The 15,559-nt window shown below is 74.3% G+C and carries 14 protein-coding genes; 9 read left to right on the top strand and 5 right to left on the bottom strand.

What is annotated here, in order from left to right:
• Positions 1 to 67 precede the first annotated feature (67 nt).
• On the top strand, positions 68 to 1,165 hold the full coding sequence (locus tag ACFY8W_RS01855; protein WP_391098927.1) for a hypothetical protein: 1,098 nt from the start codon (positions 68 to 70) through the stop codon (positions 1,163 to 1,165).
• 152 nt (positions 1,166 to 1,317) lie between these two features.
• On the opposite strand, the gene ACFY8W_RS01860 is transcribed toward ACFY8W_RS01855, so the two are convergent.
• Positions 1,318 to 1,770, bottom strand: a complete 453-nt coding sequence (locus tag ACFY8W_RS01860) for a YbhB/YbcL family Raf kinase inhibitor-like protein (RefSeq protein WP_391098930.1) — start codon at positions 1,768 to 1,770, stop codon at positions 1,318 to 1,320.
• Between the two features lie 206 nt (positions 1,771 to 1,976).
• Between ACFY8W_RS01860 and ACFY8W_RS01865 the strand changes: the two genes are divergently transcribed.
• Entirely contained in the window at positions 1,977 to 2,384 is a 408-nt protein-coding gene (locus ACFY8W_RS01865) for an FKBP-type peptidyl-prolyl cis-trans isomerase (RefSeq protein WP_391098933.1), read from the top strand.
• An 18-nt stretch (positions 2,385 to 2,402) separates the two neighbouring features.
• Here ACFY8W_RS01865 and ACFY8W_RS01870 read toward each other — a convergent pair whose 3' ends face one another.
• Entirely contained in the window at positions 2,403 to 3,110 is a 708-nt protein-coding gene (locus ACFY8W_RS01870) for a response regulator (protein WP_391098935.1), read from the bottom strand.
• Positions 3,107 to 4,405: a histidine kinase gene (locus ACFY8W_RS01875; protein WP_391098938.1), complete on the bottom strand. Its 1,299-nt coding sequence runs from the start codon at positions 4,403 to 4,405 to the stop codon at positions 3,107 to 3,109. Before ACFY8W_RS01875 ends, ACFY8W_RS01870 begins: the two co-directional genes overlap by 4 nt.
• A gap of 200 nt (positions 4,406 to 4,605) precedes the next feature.
• Here ACFY8W_RS01875 and ACFY8W_RS01880 point away from each other — a divergent pair, with 200 nt between their 5' ends.
• Both ACFY8W_RS01880 and ACFY8W_RS01885 read left to right on the top strand, forming a co-directional pair.
• Positions 4,606 to 5,334 (top strand): ATP-binding cassette domain-containing protein, encoded by a 729-nt coding sequence (locus ACFY8W_RS01880; protein ID WP_391098941.1) that lies wholly within the window; start codon positions 4,606 to 4,608, stop codon positions 5,332 to 5,334.
• Positions 5,331 to 7,679 (top strand): FtsX-like permease family protein, encoded by a 2,349-nt coding sequence (locus ACFY8W_RS01885; RefSeq protein ID WP_391098944.1) that lies wholly within the window; start codon positions 5,331 to 5,333, stop codon positions 7,677 to 7,679. Before ACFY8W_RS01880 ends, ACFY8W_RS01885 begins: the two co-directional genes overlap by 4 nt.
• 90 nt (positions 7,680 to 7,769) lie before the next feature.
• Here the strand turns inward: ACFY8W_RS01885 and ACFY8W_RS01890 are convergent, their stop codons facing one another.
• Entirely contained in the window at positions 7,770 to 9,257 is a 1,488-nt protein-coding gene (locus tag ACFY8W_RS01890) for a long-chain-fatty-acid--CoA ligase (RefSeq protein ID WP_391098947.1), read from the bottom strand.
• 159 nt (positions 9,258 to 9,416) lie between these two features.
• Between ACFY8W_RS01890 and ACFY8W_RS01895 the strand changes: the two genes are divergently transcribed.
• The 4 genes from ACFY8W_RS01895 to ACFY8W_RS01910 all read left to right on the top strand — a co-directional run bounded on the left by ACFY8W_RS01895 (position 9,417) and on the right by ACFY8W_RS01910 (position 13,139).
• Positions 9,417 to 10,601, top strand: a complete 1,185-nt coding sequence (locus tag ACFY8W_RS01895) for a helix-turn-helix domain-containing protein (RefSeq protein WP_391101660.1) — start codon at positions 9,417 to 9,419, stop codon at positions 10,599 to 10,601.
• A gap of 161 nt (positions 10,602 to 10,762) precedes the next feature.
• Positions 10,763 to 11,374, top strand: a complete 612-nt coding sequence (locus ACFY8W_RS01900) for a WHG domain-containing protein (RefSeq protein ID WP_391098949.1) — start codon at positions 10,763 to 10,765, stop codon at positions 11,372 to 11,374.
• Between the two features lie 156 nt (positions 11,375 to 11,530).
• Positions 11,531 to 12,082 carry a hypothetical protein gene (locus ACFY8W_RS01905; protein ID WP_391098952.1) on the top strand — a complete coding sequence of 184 codons (552 nt, stop codon included), beginning with the start codon at positions 11,531 to 11,533 and terminating at the stop codon, positions 12,080 to 12,082.
• A 58-nt stretch (positions 12,083 to 12,140) separates the two neighbouring features.
• Positions 12,141 to 13,139 carry a pyridoxal-phosphate dependent enzyme gene (locus ACFY8W_RS01910; RefSeq protein ID WP_391098954.1) on the top strand — a complete coding sequence of 333 codons (999 nt, stop codon included), beginning with the start codon at positions 12,141 to 12,143 and terminating at the stop codon, positions 13,137 to 13,139.
• Between the two features lie 40 nt (positions 13,140 to 13,179).
• On the opposite strand, the gene ACFY8W_RS01915 is transcribed toward ACFY8W_RS01910, so the two are convergent.
• Complete coding sequence (locus tag ACFY8W_RS01915; protein ID WP_391098957.1) at positions 13,180 to 14,808, bottom strand: FAD-linked oxidase C-terminal domain-containing protein; 1,629 nt, start codon at positions 14,806 to 14,808, stop codon at positions 13,180 to 13,182.
• A 68-nt stretch (positions 14,809 to 14,876) separates the two neighbouring features.
• Between ACFY8W_RS01915 and ACFY8W_RS01920 the strand changes: the two genes are divergently transcribed.
• Positions 14,877 to 15,515: a TetR family transcriptional regulator gene (locus ACFY8W_RS01920; RefSeq protein WP_391098959.1), complete on the top strand. Its 639-nt coding sequence runs from the start codon at positions 14,877 to 14,879 to the stop codon at positions 15,513 to 15,515.
• Positions 15,516 to 15,559 lie beyond the last annotated feature (44 nt).

A 15,559-nucleotide genomic window follows, 5' to 3' on the forward strand; every position in this document is an offset into this window, starting at 1 on the left:
CGTCGCCCTCCGGGGCGTGCATCATCGAAGGTGGGGGGACCATCGGCACCATCGACGAGGAGTGGCGATGAGGCTGTCGTTCCTTGAGCCCCTGTACGCGGAGCCCGGCCCGTACGTCTCCGTGTACCTGGACACCTCCCGGAACACGGAGCATCCCGAGCGGGCGATCGCGCTGCGCTGGCGGCGGCTGCGCGAGAGCCTGTCCCGTCAGGGCGCGGACCGGGGGCTGCTGACCGTACTGGAGGAAGCGGTCGGCAGCGACACCGAGGTGCCCGGCGTCCACGGGCAGACCCTCTTCGCCGCTCACGGCACGCTCGTCCTGAACGGGGAGCTGCCCTGGCCGCCCGAGCACGACTCGGCGCGTTACAGCACCCTGCCGGAAGCGATGCCCCTCGTCACCCAGCACGTTCCGGAGATCCCGTACATGGCCGTCGTCGTCCACTACGGCGGCCTGCCCACCGCCGAAACCCACGGCTGGGTGACGCTGGAGGCGGAGACCGGCACCTGGCCCGCGTCCACGGTCACGCCGGGTGAGCGGCTGCACCGCAGGGTCCCGGTGGCGACCTGGCACCGCACCGCCCTCGGCCTCGGCCACCGGCTGGACGAGCGGGCGCGGCGCGCGCATGCCGACGCCGTCGTGGTCGGCGGCGACGAGTGGGCGTGCAACGTGCTGGTCCGCCGCCTGCCGCACGCCCTTCGGGACAAGGTCGTGCGGGTGGGCGGCCCGACTCCCACCGACACCGGACGTGCCCTGCTGGAGCCCCAGCTCGACGGTGTCTTCCGCGGCCGCATGGCCGTGCACGACCGGGAGCTCGTGAACGTCTTCATCGGCCGGCGTGCCCTGGCCGGACCCGTGGCGGAGGGGCTGGCCGCCACGGTGGCGGCCCTCCAGCGCGGGCAGGTGGCGGCACTGCTGCTGAACCGCCCGCCCGAGTCCTCGCTCCGGCTCTGGGTGGGCTCGCGGCCCACCCAGCTCGCCCTCAGCGAGGCGGAGCTGACGTCCTTCGGCGTGCCGGCCCCGCGGGAGGAGCGCGCGGACGAGGCCCTCGTCAGGGCCCTCGTCGGCACTGGTGCGGAACTGGTCGTCGTACCGGAGGGCGAGCTGATGCTGGAGGAGGGCGTGGGCGCTCTGCTGCGCTACGCCGACGCCGGGACCGCGTCCTGACGCCAGGTCGCTGCGCCGGCCCTTCCTTCCCTTCCCTCTCTTCTTTTCCCTCCCCTGCTCCCCCGGCCCCGCATCCCTTCCCTGCCTCTCCGGCCCTGTCCTGCCCGACGTGCCGACGGCGGACGGAGACGCCGTCGCCGGCCGTGACGCGCTCAGCGCTGATAGGTGCCGACCAGGGTGCCCGAGGCCAGCTCCCTGCCTTCCAGGGCGCGGTGCACCTCCTCGACGCCCGGGCGTTCGCGCAGCGGCAGCGGCTCGGACAGGGCGTACAGGCGGAAGAAGTAGCGGTGCTCCCCGTGCCCCGGAGGGGGCATCGGCCCTCCCCAGCCGACGCGCCCGAATCCGTTGGGCCACTCCCGTCCGCCCTGGGGCGTCCGGCCCTCCCCGACCCCCCTGCTCGCCGGGTCGATGCCGGTCACCAGCCAGTGCAGGAAGGTCGTCCCCGGCGCGTCCGGGTCCTCGCACAGGAGGACCAGCTCCGTGGCCTCGCGGGGCACCCCGGACCAGGCCAGGGGCGGCGAGGTGTCCTCGCCTTCCCCGCTGTGGCGGCGGGGGATCGCCGTTCCGTCGTGGAACGCGGTGCTGCTGAGTTCGATTCCGCTCATGCGCGCCGCCATACCCGCGGGCGACGGCGCCGGCACCGGTCCGGGCCCCGAACCCCTCGTACGGCCGAGCCGAGCCGGCCCGGCCCGCCCCGGGGAGCGTGCTGCGCGGATCGGCGTGCTCGATAGCGTGGTCGTCTGCTGCATGGAGGGTCCATGCGTCCGGGCGGCCCGTGCGAGGGCTCCCGGTGGAGAGTGGCGAGGCTGCAATGAGCGAACGGACGAAGCCCGAGGTCGTCGTGCCGGAGGGGGACGCTCCGACCGAGCTGACCGTCCGGGACCTCGTCGTCGGGGACGGCGCCGAGGCGAAGCCGGGCATGGTGCTGAGGGTTCACTACGTCGGGGTGACCTTCGAGTCCGGCAGGGAGTTCGACGCCTCCTGGGACCGGGGCGAGCCGTTCAAGTTCGCCCTGGGCGGTGGCAGGGTCATCAAGGGCTGGGACCGCGGGGTGAAGGGGATGAGGGTCGGCGGCCGGCGCGAGATCATCGTTCCCCCGCGCCTCGGGTACGGGAAGCAGTCGCCGTCGCCGTTGATCCCGCCGGGTTCGACCCTGGTCTTCGTCGTGGACCTGCTCGACTCGTACTCCGGCACGGCCGGGTGGAGCAACGCACGGTGACGCCGGCGTCCGTGCGGCTCAGGACCGCCCGACGGGCCGTGGTTCGCCCCCCTGTCCCCCGGCCGTGACCAGTCCGGTCTCGTAGGCCGTCACCACGGCCTGGACGCGGTCGCGGAGCCCGAGTTTGGCGAGGATGCGACCGACGTGGGTCTTCACGGTCGTCTCCGACAGGTGGAGACGCCCGGCGAGTTCGGCGTTGCTGAGTCCCCGGGCCAGCAGCCGCAGGACCTCGAGTTCGCGGGCCGTCAGCACGGCCAGGTCCCGATGTGTGCCGGCGGCTTCGGCGGGCGGGGCGGTCCGGGCGTGGCGCTCGACGAGGCGGCGGGTGATGGTGGGGGCGAGGAGCGCGTCGCCGGTGCGGACCAGCCGGACGGCGGCCACGAGGTGCTCGGGGGTGACGTCTTTGAGGAGGAAGCCGCTGGCCCCGGCGGACAGGGCCTCGTAGACCAGTTCGTCGAGGTCGAACGTGGTCAGGATGAGCACGCGCGGCGGGTCCCCCTCGGCATCGGCGAAGATGCGCCGGGTTGCCTCCAGGCCGTCCGTCTCGGGCATGCGGATGTCCATCAGGACCACGTCGGGCCGGGTGCGCCGGACGGCGTCGACCGCCTCGGCGCCGTCGGCCGCCTCGGCGACCACGTCGATGCCGTTGGCCGTGAGGATCATCCGGAAGCCGGCGCGGACGAGCGCCTGATCGTCCGCGATCACGGCGCGCAGAGGGTCGGTCATGCCGGCTCCAGGGGTACGAGTGCGGTGACACGGTAGCCGCCGGTGAGGCGTCGCCCGGTGTGCAGGGTGCCGTCGTAGACCGCGAGCCGCTCCCGCAGCCCGATCAGTCCGCGCCCGTTCCCGGTCGCCGCGGCGGCGGCGGGGCTGCCTCCGGTGTCGGTGACCTCCACGCGCAGGCGGTCGGCACCGTAGTCGACGGTCACGACGGCGCTCGCACCGCTCGCGTGTTTCACGGTGTTCGTCAGCGCTTCCTGTACGACGCGGTAGGCGGCGAGCCCGATGCCGGAGGGCACGTCGCGCGGGGTGCCGGTCGTGGTCAGGGCGACGGGAGTACCGGTCTGCCGCACGCGGGCGACCAGGGCTTCCAGTCGGTCGAGGCCGGGCTGCGGGGTCAGGTCCGCGGTGGCCGGGGCCGCGTCGCCCTCGGCGTTCATGGTGAGCAGGCCCATCGTGTGCCGCAGTTCGGACATCGCCGTCCGGCCGCTCGCCTCGATGGCGAGGAGGGCCTCGCGGGTCTGCTCGGGGGCGACGTCCAGGACCGTGCGTGCGGCACCGGCCTGGATCACCATCATGCTGACGTTGTGGGTCACGACGTCATGCAGTTCACGGGCGATGCGGGCCCGCTCCCGCTCGGCGGCGCGGCGGAGTTCCTCGGCCTGCTCGCGTTCGAGTGCGGCGGCCTGTTCCTGGCTCTCGGCCGTACGCACTTTCCACGTGCGCATCCCGTTCGCCGCCAGCACGAGCGGCACCAGGACCATGAGCGGAACGTACTTGGTGGGGACCGAGGACGAGACCGTCAGCACCTCCAGGCTGGTGATCGAGCCGTTCGCCAGCAGCAACGCCGGAAGGCTCATCAGCGTGGCCGCCCGGTAGGGGCTGTAGGCGGCCGCGGTGTAGGCCGCGATGACGCTGGCGTAAAAGGTGATCCGCTGCGTGTCGTACGGCGTCATCGCGGTCGCCGCCGTCACGGTCCACAGCACGGCCAGGGGATATCTCCGGCGCAGTACCAGGGGCGCCCAGGCAAGGGCCGTCAGGGCGACCACGGTCGCCGCGATCCCCGTCTCCGAACCGAGCGCCTCCGAACCGAGCACGAGCGGGGCGATCCCGTCCCGGGCGCCGCGCACCCGCCCCGGCCCCTGCTCGAGGGCGTAGGGCAGCACGACGGCGAACAGTCCCAGCGCGAGGACCGCGTCGAACACGAGGCTGTGCCGGGTGGGGCGCGGCAGCGGGCCGGTCGGGCGTTTCAGCAGCCCTGTGCCGTCGCGCAGCCGGTCTGCCACTGACGTGCTCTTCATCGCGCCATTGTCACCGACGCCGTCCGCCGGCACACCCGTCTCGGGTGGCACCCGGTGTACGCCTCTCGTCTACGCCCCGAGGAGGACCCGGGGCGGCGTCGTCACGACGGGGGACGGGAAATGGCCCGGCCCGACGACGCGCGCGGACCGGGCGGGCGCCTAACTTCCGACGGGCCAGACGTACGGACCGAAGGAGAGCCATGTCCACCCCGGTGATCGAACTGCGTGATGTGCACCGCAGGTACGACGGTTCGTCCGAGGGCCCGCCGGCCCTGCAGGACGTGTCGCTGACCGTGCGCCCCGGGGAGGCCGTCGCCGTCCTGGGGCCCTCCGGCAGCGGCAAGTCCACTCTTCTCAATCTGATCGCGGGGCTCGACCGGCCCGATGCCGGCACGGTCACGGTGGACGGCGTACGCGTCGACGAGCTGGGCGAGGCGGCCTCGGCGCGCTACCGGCGGTCCAAGGTCGGCATGGTGTTCCAGTTCTTCCACCTGCTGGACGACCTGACGGTCACCGACAACGTCCTCCTTCCCGCGCAACTGGCCGGAACGGCACGCGGCGAGGCCGCTCGGCGCGCGGCGGAGCTGCTCGAGGCACTCGGCATCGACCGGCACGCCCGCGCCTACCCGGGCCGGCTGTCCGGCGGCGAGCGCCAGCGCGTCGCGGTGGCACGGGCGCTGATGAACCGACCGCCGCTCCTCCTCGCCGACGAACCGACCGGTGCCCTGGACACGGCCGCGGGCGAGGACGTCAGCCGTCTGCTCGCCGATCTGAACGCCGACGGCCAGACCATCGTCGTCGTCACCCACGACATCGCCCTGGCCCGGTCCTGCACGAGTCGCACGGTCGAGCTCCTCGACGGGCGGATCGTCGACGACCGCGTCACCGGTGGCATCGGGGGCGGCCTGGCCGCGGAGGGTGTCCGATGAGCGCGCTGAGCCGGGTCGTGCGCTCGGGAACGGGACGCCGCCGTGTGCAGACGTGGGCGGTCGGCCTGGCCGTGATGATGGCGGTGACCTCGTCCGTCCTCGGGGGTTCCCTGCTGGCGGTCTCCGGCGCGCCGTTCGACGACGCCTTCGCACGGCAGCGCGGCGCGCATCTGTCCGTGCACTTCGACGCGGGCACGGCGACGGCCGCCCAGGTGCGGGCGACCGCCGACGGCGACGGGATCACCGCGGCGTCGGGTCCGTTCCCGACCGTCACCGTCACCCCCGGCACCGACGAGGGCGACGAGCTACCGCCGCTGACGCTCGCCGGGCGCTCCGGGCCCGAGGGCGCGGTCGACGAACTCACGTTGCTGGGCGGCCGGTGGGCCGCCCGGCCCGGCGAGATCGTGCTGTCGGTCGACAGCCGGGTCATGCCGATCATGGGCCTGCGCCTCCACGTGCCCGGTTCCCCCGGCGACCAGGAGCTCGAGGTGGTCGGCCTGGCCCGGTCGGTCACCAGCAGTGCCGACGCCTGGGTGGCCCCCGCCCAGATCGACGCGCTCAGGCCGGCCGGAAGCTCCGCGGGGTACGAGATGCTCTACCGTCTCGACCGTGCGGCGACCGCCGGCGAGGTCGCGGCCGGGCGCGACACCGTGACGGCGGCGGTACCTCCGGCGGCGGTCACCGGGACGCGGTCCTGGCTCACCGTCAAGGACACGGCCGACCGGGAGACCGCGCTGTTCGTGCCCTTCCTCGTCGCTTTCGGTGTGCTCGGTCTCGTCATGTCGGTCCTCGTCGTCGGCCACGTGGTCGCCGGCACGGTCGGCTCCGCGGTGCGGCGGATCGGCATCCTCAAGGCCGTCGGCTTCACCCCGGCCCAGGTCGTACGGGCGTACGTGGGCCAGGCGCTGATCCCGGCCGTGACCGGTACGGCGGTGGGCGTCGCGACGGGCCACCTCCTCGCCGTGCCGGTGCTGTCGGAGGCGGCGGACGCGTACGGCACGAGCGGTCTGGCCGTGCCCCTCTGGCTCGACGCCGCGGTGGTCGGCGGTGTCCTGGCCCTCGTGACGCTCACCGCGGCAGCGGCTGCCTGGCGGGGCGGCCGGCTGCGAACCGTCGACGCGCTGGCCGTCGGTCGTGTCCCGTCCCCCGGTCGCGGCCGGCGGGCCGCCCGGCTCGGCGCCCGGCTGCCGCTGCCGCGGCCGGTGAGCCTCGGCCTCGCCTTCCCCTTCGCCCGCCCCGCACGCGCGGCAGCCATGTGCGTGGCCGTGGCGTTCGGCGCGACCGCCGTCACCTTCGCCGTCGGCCTCGGTTCCTCGCTCGGCGAGGTGCTGACCGCGCGGGAACACAACGCCGCGGACGTCACCGTCGGCGTCCCCGCGCCCGACGCCCCGCCCGTTCAGGAGGAGGAGCGGCCGGGCGCGGCGGAGGCCGGCAGGATCGCCGCCGCTATCGGCGCCCAGCCCGGCACGCGTGCGCACTACGCCATCTCCGAGACGCGGGCGACGGTCCCCGGCACGGCCGGGCCGATCGACGTCTTCGCCTTCACCGGCGACGCTTCCTGGGGCGGGTACGAGATGGTCTCGGGCCGCTGGATCGCGAGGCCGGGCGAGGCGGTGGTGCCGACGCCCTTCCTGGCCGCGACCGGAACACGGGTCGGGGACACCGTCAGGCTGAACCACCACGGCGCTTCGGTGACCGTACGGATCGTGGGCGAGGTCTTCGACACCCGCAACGAGGGCAGGCGGATCTTCACGGACCGGGCGACGCTCGGCACCGCGGGGCCGGACCTGCCGGCCGCGTCGCACCACATCGCGGTAAAGCCCGGCACGGACGTGTCGGCGTACGTGGAGAAGCTGAACGCCGAACTGCGGCCGGTGGGCGTGTCCGCCGCGCCCGGCCGGGCGGACGGCGACAGCGACCAGGTGGTCGTGCTGAACTCGCTGACGGCGGTCCTCACACTGATGCTGGTCGCCGTCGCCGCCCTGGGCGTGCTCAATGGCGTCGTCCTGGACACCCGCGAACGGGTCCGTGACCTCGGCATCCACAAGGCCGTGGGCATGGTCCCCCGGCAGACCGTCGTCATGGTCGTCACCTCGGTCGTCGCGACCGGGCTCGTCGGGGGTGCCCTCGGCGTTCCGCTCGGGGTGGCCCTGCACTCCCGGATCACGCCCGCCATGGGCGAAGGAGCCGGCCTGCGCCTTCCCGACGCCGTCCTCGGCGTCTACAGCACACCCGAACTGCTCCTGCTCGGCCTCGGCGGGCTGCTCATCGCCGTCCTCGGCGCCCTCGCGCCCGCCGGCTGGGCCGCCCGGGCCAGAACCGCGACGGCCCTGCGCACCGAGTGACGCCCCTTGCGGCGCCATCCACGCCTCCCGGTGGCAGAGCCGCCCCTCCGGCCCCGGCCCGACGCAGTCACGCCGTCGGCACGGTGGCCGTCACGCCGTCGGCACGGTGATCTCCCGCTTGAGGATCTTGCCGCTGGGGCCCAGCGGGAGCTTGTCCACCAGCCACACCTGACGCGGGTACTTGTAGGCCGCCACCCGGTCCTTGACGTGCTGCCGCAGCTCGTCGGTGGTGGCCTGCGCGGTGGGGCGGAGGACGACCACGGCCGCGACCTCCTCGCCGAGGTCGGCGTGCGGGACGCCCACCACGGCGGCGAGGGCGACGGCCGGGTGCTCATGGAGGACCTCCTCGATCTCGCGCGGGTAGACGTTGTAGCCGCCGCGGATGATCATGTCCTTCTTGCGGTCGACGATGTAGAGGTAGCCGTCCTCGTCCGCCCGGGCGAGGTCGCCGCTGCGGAGCCAGCCGTCGGGAATGGCGGCCGCCGTGTCCTCCGGGCGGTTCCAGTACCCCTTCATCACGTTCGGCCCCCGGACGGCCAGTTCGCCGATCTCGCCGGGGGCCACGTCCTTCCCGTCGCCGTCCAGGAGACGTACCTCCACGTCGCGGATGGGAGTGCCGATCGAGCCGGCCTTGCGCGGCCGGTCGGGGTGGTTGAAGGTGACCACCGGGCTGGTCTCGGACATGCCGAAGCCCTCCAGCACCGGACAGCCGAAGCGCCGCTCGAAGCCGTGCAGGATCTCGACCGGCAGCGAGGCGCCGCCGGAGATGCACATCCGCAGCGTCGACACGTCCGCCTCCGAGGGGTGCTGGAGCAGCGCCGCGTACATGGTCGGTACGCCCTCGAAGAAGGTGGCGCGCTCACGGGCGATGGCGTCGAGGACGGCTCCCGGGTCGAAACGGGGGATCATCACGAGCGAGGCGCCGCTGCGGACGGCCGCGCTCATGGTGCAGATCTGCCCGAAGATGTGGAACAGCGGCAGGCAGCCCACCACCACGTCCTCCGGCGTCATCCCCTGGATCCGGACGCTGTTGACCTCGGTGTTGTGCCGCAGGCCGGCGTGGGAGAGGACGGCGCCCTTGGGGCGGCCGGTCGTGCCGGAGGTGTACAGCAGGACGGCCATGTCCTCGCCGTCGGTGTCGGCGACCTCGCGGAGCGGTTCGTACCCGGCGAGGGTCTCGGCGAACGCGGCGGGTTCGACGGCCGTGTGCGCCACACCCGCGGCGGCGGCCCCCTGGGCGCCCTCGCCCGGCGCCTGGTGCCACTCGAAGAGCCGCACCGCGCCGGAGTCGGTGAGGTGGAACTCCGTCTCCCTGGTCTTCAGGAGCGGGTTCATCGGGACCACGACCGCGCCGGCGCGCAGGATTCCGTAGTACAGGACGACGAACTCGGGCACGTTCGGCAGCATCAGGGCGACCCGGTCGCCCGGTCGCACGCCTTCGGACCGGAGCAGGGCCGCGGCGCGTGCGGAGCGTTCGTCCAGCTCCGCGTACGTGATGACCTGCTCTCCCAGGCGCAGCGCGGGGCGCTCGGGCTGTCGCCCGGCCGTTTCCACGAGGAACCCTGCCAGATTGGCCATGACCCGCCTCCGTTACACGGAACGTCGAATGTTTACATCGCCGACATCTTGCAGCCGTCCGTGGCCGTTACCTATGGGCGGCAGGACAGCGCGTGCGGTCCTGGATTGTTCCTGGGGACAATCCAGTGGCGCTAGGCTGCGGAAATGGACCTCTCGGGTGTGGCGGCAGCGCTCCAGGCCAGACTTCCGGAGCTGGGCGAGCGGATGGCGCTGCGCATCCGCTCGGACGTCGCGGCCTACCAGGACGAGTCGCTGATCCCTCTGGACTCGCTGCGCCGCTCCTGCGCCGCCAACGCGGGCCTCATCCTCGCCCACGTCCGCCACGGGGGCACGCCGGACGCGAGTTCGGCCCGCGAGACCGGGCGGCTCCGCGCCGAACAGGGAGTCCCGCTGGCGGACACGCTGCACGCGTACCGGATCGGCTCGGAACTGCTGTGGTCGGAGATCCTCGCCGAGGCACGCACGCGCCCCGAGGTCACCGACGATCTGCTGGTGTCGCAGTCCACGAAGTTCTGGGCGTTGTCCGGGCTGTACGCCGAGTCCGTGGCGGTGGCCTACCGGGAGACGGCGGCAGAGCTGACCTCGCGGGGGCAGGCACGGCGCTCGGCCCTGGTGGAGGCGCTGTTCACCGGCATCGTCACCGACCGCACGCTGTGGGAGGCCGCCCGCGAACTGGGACTGCCGGAGCACGGCCCGTACGCGGTCGCCGTCGCGGAGGCGGGCTCCCCGGGCGAGGACCCGTTGGCGGGGACCGAGGGGGCGCTGCTTCAGGCGAAGCTGCCTTCCGCCTGGCGGCTCTTGCCGGACCAGCAGCTCGCTCTGATCGCCCTGCCCACCGAGACGGCGGAGCGGGCGTGCCTGCGCGTCCTGCGCGGGACCCGCGCGCGCGTGGGTTTCAGTCCGAGCTTCCGGTCCCTGCGGGACACCCCGCGGGCGCTGCGCTTCGCGCGGCTGGCCCTGGCCGGGCTGGCGGGCACCGGTCCGGGCGTGGCCCGCTTCGACGACGACCCGCTGGCCATGGTCGTGTCGGCGGCTCCGGCCGAGGCCGCCCACCTGGCGGAGGTGGTGCTCCGGCCGGTGCTCGATCTGCCGGCCGCGGAACGGTCCCGCCTGGTCCGGACCCTCGAGCACTGGTTCGCCGCGGCCGGCTCGGCCGCCGCCGCGGCCCAGAGCCTCTTCGTCCACCCCAACACCGTCCGCTACCGCCTGCGGCGCGTCGAGGAACTGACGGGCCGGTCCCTCTCCGATCCGCGGGCGACGGCGGACATCGGGGCGGCGCTCCTGGCCGTCCGGCACCCGGGGGCGGGGGCCGCCCCCGAGGAGCAGGTCGGCCGGTCGCTCTGAAGGGCGCTCACCCCGGGAGCGGCGGCGAGAGGCCCGCCGGCCACCCCGGAACCCGCTCCCGCACCCGTCGCTTACGATGTATGCACCATTCACATAGGGCACGATGCAAGCGCTGCGAACGCGGCACGAGGCAAGCGCTGCGAACGCGAGGGAGTGCGACTGTGTCGCAGACCGGCAGGTACCACCACGGCGACCTGCGGGCCGCCTGCCTGCGCGCCGCACGAGAGCTGCTCGAGGAGGACGGCAGCGCCGGTCTCTCGCTGCGCGCGGTCGCCCGCCGGGCCGGCGTGTCGGCGACGGCCCCGTACCGTCACTACGCGGACCGCGACGCCCTGGTCTCGGCGGTCGCCGCCGAGGGGTACCGCGAGCTCGCCGAGCAGCTGACCGTGGTCCGCCCCGCACCCTCGACCCCCGACGACCTGGCCGCGGTCGCGGTCGTCTACGTGCGGTTCGCGCTCGACCACCCGGCCCTGTTCCGGGCGATGTTCGCCGAGCCCTGCGACCCGACCAGCGAGGAACGGGTCGCCGCGGCCGCCGTCATCACCGAGTACGTGCACGGCATCGTCCGCGACGCCTTCCCGGAGGCGGACGACGCGGGCGCGCTGGCGACCACCGTCTGGGCCCTCGTCCACGGTCTCGCGTTCCTGCACCTGGACGGCAAGCTGGACAGTTCCACCCCCGAGGCGGTCGCACAGCAGGTCGGCGCCTCCGTGCACGCGCTCTTCGGCATGTCCCCCGCGCAGCCCCGGGCGGCGGCACCGACGGACGGGTGACCGTCCGGACCAGCGGCACGCGGGCCGGCCGTCCCGCCCCGGGACCTGCCGACCGCCCCCCTACATCGCGTACTGGCGGCACTCGCCGGTGAAGACGACCGCGAGTTCGGCCTCGAGTGATCGGCGCATGAGCTGGAACCTCCGCTCGACACCGCGGTGTGGCACACCGGCGCCACACCCGGCTACTCCGCCGTGCTCTTCCTCCTGCCGGAGAGCAACCTCGCCCTGGTCCTCCAGCAGAACCTCCACGGCCTCCTCCACGACGGGGCCGTGACGCAGGCCGGATTCGGCGCCGCCCGGATACTCGCCGGCGGCACCGCCCCCACCGACGCGCCCTCCGCGGCGGTCTACCACGCCACCATCTGGGGGCTCACCGTCCTGGCCCTCGGCCTCCTGCTCCAGGCCTTCCACTCCGTCCGGCTGCTGCGCCGCCCCGCGCCGCTCCGGACCACCCCGACCGCCCTGTGGTCCCTGGCCGGCACCCTGCCCGCCGTCCTCCTGACCACGGCCCTCGCCCTCGTCGGCCCCAGGGCCCTGTGGATGTGGACGCCCGACGCGTTCGCCGCCCTCTGCGGGGCGACCGTCGCCGGCGCCGCCGTCACCGCACTCCGGGTCGCCCTCGCGTGCACCCGCGGGCAGCGGAACGCCCCGGACGGAGGCCGCCGGGGCGAGCCCGGCCCGGCAGGCGGGGCCCACCACCGTCCATGACGGCCGGCGTGGTCCGCGACCGGTCCGATCCGCGGCCGGGTGCCCTACCTTCTCCTCCATGTCACCTCCGCTGCTGCACCGGCGCTGCCCCGAACTGGCCGACTCGCTGCCCTTCCTCCGGCTGGGCGGGGCCCCCACGCCGGTGCGGCGGCTGCCGGGACTGGCCGAGCGCGCCGAGCTGTGGGTCAAGGACGAGAGCGGATACGGCGACGGCGGCTGGGGCGGCAACAAGGTCCGCAAGCTGGAGTGGCTGCTGCCGGAGGCCCGTCGGCGCGGCGCCAGGACCATCCTCACGGTCGGCGGCCTCGGCACCAACTGGGGCCTCGCCGCCGCCCGGTACGCGCGCGAGGCGGGGCTCGCGGTGGCCGTCGGCCTGATCGACCACCCGGTCGACGAGCACGTGCGGGCCCAGTTGGACCGGCTCCGCGCCTCCGGCGCGACCCTGCACTTCCTGCACAGCAAGACGAGGCTGGTCCTGGCCGCACCCTGGCTCTTCGTCCGGCACGCCCACGGCCGCACCCTCCCGTACTACCTCCCGGCGGGCGGCTCTTCGCCGCTCGGCACGCTCGGCGCCGTCGAGATCGCCCTGGAGCTGGGCGCCCAGGTCGCGGCCGGGGAGCTACCGGAGCCGACGTGGCTGGTCACCGCCGTGGGCTCCGGCGGTACCGCCGCAGGACTGGCCCTCGGACTGGGGCTCGCCGGGCTGCGCACCCGCGTCCTCGGCATCGTGGTCAACGACACCCTGCGGCTGGACTCCGCCGCCGTCCTCGGACTGGCCCGCCGCTCCACGGCCCTGCTCCGGAGCCGGGGCGCCGATCCGGACCTCACCGGGCCCGCCCCCGACGCGATCCGCACCGAGACGGCCTGGCTGGGGGACGGTTACGCGCGCCCCACCACCGCCGGCGACCGGGCCCTCGCCCGCGCCCGGGCCCGGTCCGGCCTGATCCTGGAGCGCACCTACACCGCCAAGGCGCTCGCGGCCCTCCTCGACCTGGACGCGGCGGGCCGCCTCGACGACGGCCCGGTGGTCTTCCTCCAGACCCACGGACCGCGATGACGCGGCAGCTGACCGAGGAGGGGCGTGGTTGCGCCCGCCGTCAGCCGAGGAGGACTCCCGGGTTGAGGACGTGGTGCGGGTCGAGGGCGTGCTTGGCGGCTCGCAGCGCCAGCGCGAAGGGCTCCGGGCGTTGGCGGTCGTACGCGGGGCGGTGGTCGCGGCCGACCGCGTGGTGATGGGTGACGGTGGCGCGGTGGCGGTGCAGGACGTCGCTCGCGGCGGCCTTGATGTCGTCCCAGACCTGGACCTCGTCGCCGGGGCGGCCGGCCACGGCCACGGTGAAGTAGGGGGCGGCGCCGTCGGGGTACACGTGGGTCAGGCGGCAGTTGACGGTCGCCGGGTGCCCGGTGGCCTTCAGGGCGGCGGCGCCGACCTCGGCGCGTACGGCGTCGATGAGCGCGGGGATCCGGTCCCAGGTGGCGGCGGTCTCGAAGGTGTCGACGACCGCACCCATGCGGGCCAGACCGTCACGTAGGTAGGGCATGCGGAGGAACGCCGAGCGCCATGAGCCGACGGCCGCGTCGGCTCCCGCGCCGCGGTCGGCCGTCGGCGCCTCGCCGCGGTCGGCCGTCGGCGCCTCGCCGCGGCCGCCGTGCGCGCGGGCCAGGTCAAGGGCGGTCTCCAGGCGGGCGTCCACGCGGGTCGTGGCGGATTCGAAGCCCAGGACGAGGACCGTCGAGCCGTCGTGCGAGGCACCGGACAACAGTGCCTCGCCGGGGTCGAGCAGCCGGCAGTTGGCCGGGGCGAGGTCGGACTGGGCGATGGCCCGCACCGCGTCCAGTGCGCGGTGGAAGTCGGCGAAGGCCACGGATGCCGCGGCTTTGTGCCGGGGACGTTCCTGCAGGCGCATCCATGCCTCGGTGATGACGCCGAGCGAGCCTTCGGAGCCGAGGAACAGCCGGTCGGGCGACGGCCCCGCGCCGGACGCCGGGAGCCGCCACGAGGCGCCGGTCCCGGCGGGGGTGACCACGCGCAGGGACTGCACGAAGTCGTCGATGTGCGTGTGGACGGTGGCGTAGTGGCCGCCGGCGCGGGTGGCGAGCCAGCCGCCGAGGGTGGAGAACTCGAAGCTCTGCGGGAAGTGACGCAGGGTCAGCCCGCGCGGCCGAAGCTGCCCTTCCAGTACGGGTCCGAGGGCGCCGGCCTGGATCAGGGCGGAGCGGCCGGTGGTGTCGATCTCCAGAACCCGGTCCATCGCGGTCAGGTCGAGGGACAGCACGGCGCGGTGGGCGTCGCCGCGGTACTCCACTCCGCCGACGACGGAGGAACCGCCGCCGAAGGGGATGACGGCCACGGCGTTCTCGCCCGCCCAGTCGAGCAGGTCGGCCACGTCCTGGTCGCCGCCCGGCCGGGCGACCAGGTCGGGGATGCGGCCGGGCCGGCCCCGCAGCGCGCGGATGACGTCGCGGTAGGCCTTTCCCATGGCGTGGGCGGCACGCTCTTCGGGATCGGCCGTGACCAGGTGCGCCAGGGAGGCCGGAGGCGTCGCGGCCGGGCCGCCGATGGAGAGGTCGGCGACCCGGGGCAGCGGCAGCGGACGGGCCAGGGTGCCCGGCAGGAGCGCGCCCAGCGCCACGCACTCGGCGTCGTCGGGGTGGGCGTCGGCGTATCCCCAGCCCCACCAGGAGCGGGGCCGGGCGGTGCGAGGGTCGGTCGCGGTGGCAGGCATACGGATGCTCCCGGCGGGATCCAGTGAATTTACCCAACGGTAAATTACCCTAGGGTAAGATGGTGGGCATGACAACGCCTCCCGGCAGGGCGGGCACCAAGGGTGTCCCGAGGGCCGAACGCGAACGACAGATCCTGGCCGCCGCCACCGAGGAGTTCGGCCGGAACGGCTACGAGGCGACCACAGTGGCGGCCGTCGCCGCGCGCGTCGGTGTCACCAAGCCGCTGCTGCACCAGTACTTCGGCGGGAAGCCGGACCTCTACCTCGCCTGCCTGGACCCCGTCGGCGAACGGCTGCTGGGGGCCGTCCGCTCGGCGATGGCCGAACGCTCCACCGGGGCACCCCCGGCCCCCCTGCGGGTGATGGACGCCCTGTTCCACGCGCTGGACGGACAGCGCGAGGCCTGGTTCGTCCTCTACGATCCGACCCTGCCGCCGGACAGCGACGTCGCCCACCGCGCGGCGCACTACCGCGAAGCCATCGACGACCTCGCGGCGACGGGCGCCGCCGGCCTCCTGCACACGGCCGGATCCGGCGACCCGCTCGACGCCGACGCCCTGAAGTACGCGTGGCGCGGCCTCTGCACGGCCCTGGTCCGCTGGTGGATCGGCCACCCCGACCAGTCCCCCGACGCCATGACACGACGCTGCGCACGGATCTTCGCCGCCGCTCGCTCCCTGGGCACCGTCGACGGCGGGGAGATCTGAGGGACGGCCGGCCCCGACTTCAGCGGAACCCGCCGCCCGCTCAC

Source organism: Streptomyces sp. NPDC012637 (assembly GCF_042954805.1).
Taxonomy (GTDB): domain Bacteria; phylum Actinomycetota; class Actinomycetes; order Streptomycetales; family Streptomycetaceae; genus Streptomyces.

Bases quoted from the DNA above. Each gene is read 5' to 3' on its own strand.
- ACFY8W_RS01855 (WP_391098927.1), top strand. From the start codon at position 68: ATGAGGCTGTCGTTCCTTGAGCCCCTGTACGCGGAGCCCGGCCCGTAC.
- ACFY8W_RS01860 (WP_391098930.1), bottom strand. From the start codon at position 1,770: ATGAGCGGAATCGAACTCAGCAGCACCGCGTTCCACGACGGAACGGCG.
- ACFY8W_RS01865 (WP_391098933.1), top strand. From the start codon at position 1,977: ATGAGCGAACGGACGAAGCCCGAGGTCGTCGTGCCGGAGGGGGACGCT.
- ACFY8W_RS01870 (WP_391098935.1), bottom strand. From the start codon at position 3,110: ATGACCGACCCTCTGCGCGCCGTGATCGCGGACGATCAGGCGCTCGTC.
- ACFY8W_RS01875 (WP_391098938.1), bottom strand. From the start codon at position 4,405: ATGAAGAGCACGTCAGTGGCAGACCGGCTGCGCGACGGCACAGGGCTG.
- ACFY8W_RS01880 (WP_391098941.1), top strand. From the start codon at position 4,606: ATGTCCACCCCGGTGATCGAACTGCGTGATGTGCACCGCAGGTACGAC.
- ACFY8W_RS01885 (WP_391098944.1), top strand. From the start codon at position 5,331: ATGAGCGCGCTGAGCCGGGTCGTGCGCTCGGGAACGGGACGCCGCCGT.
- ACFY8W_RS01890 (WP_391098947.1), bottom strand. From the start codon at position 9,257: ATGGCCAATCTGGCAGGGTTCCTCGTGGAAACGGCCGGGCGACAGCCC.
- ACFY8W_RS01910 (WP_391098954.1), top strand. From the start codon at position 12,141: ATGTCACCTCCGCTGCTGCACCGGCGCTGCCCCGAACTGGCCGACTCG.
- ACFY8W_RS01915 (WP_391098957.1), bottom strand. From the start codon at position 14,808: ATGCCTGCCACCGCGACCGACCCTCGCACCGCCCGGCCCCGCTCCTGG.
- ACFY8W_RS01920 (WP_391098959.1), top strand. From the start codon at position 14,877: ATGACAACGCCTCCCGGCAGGGCGGGCACCAAGGGTGTCCCGAGGGCC.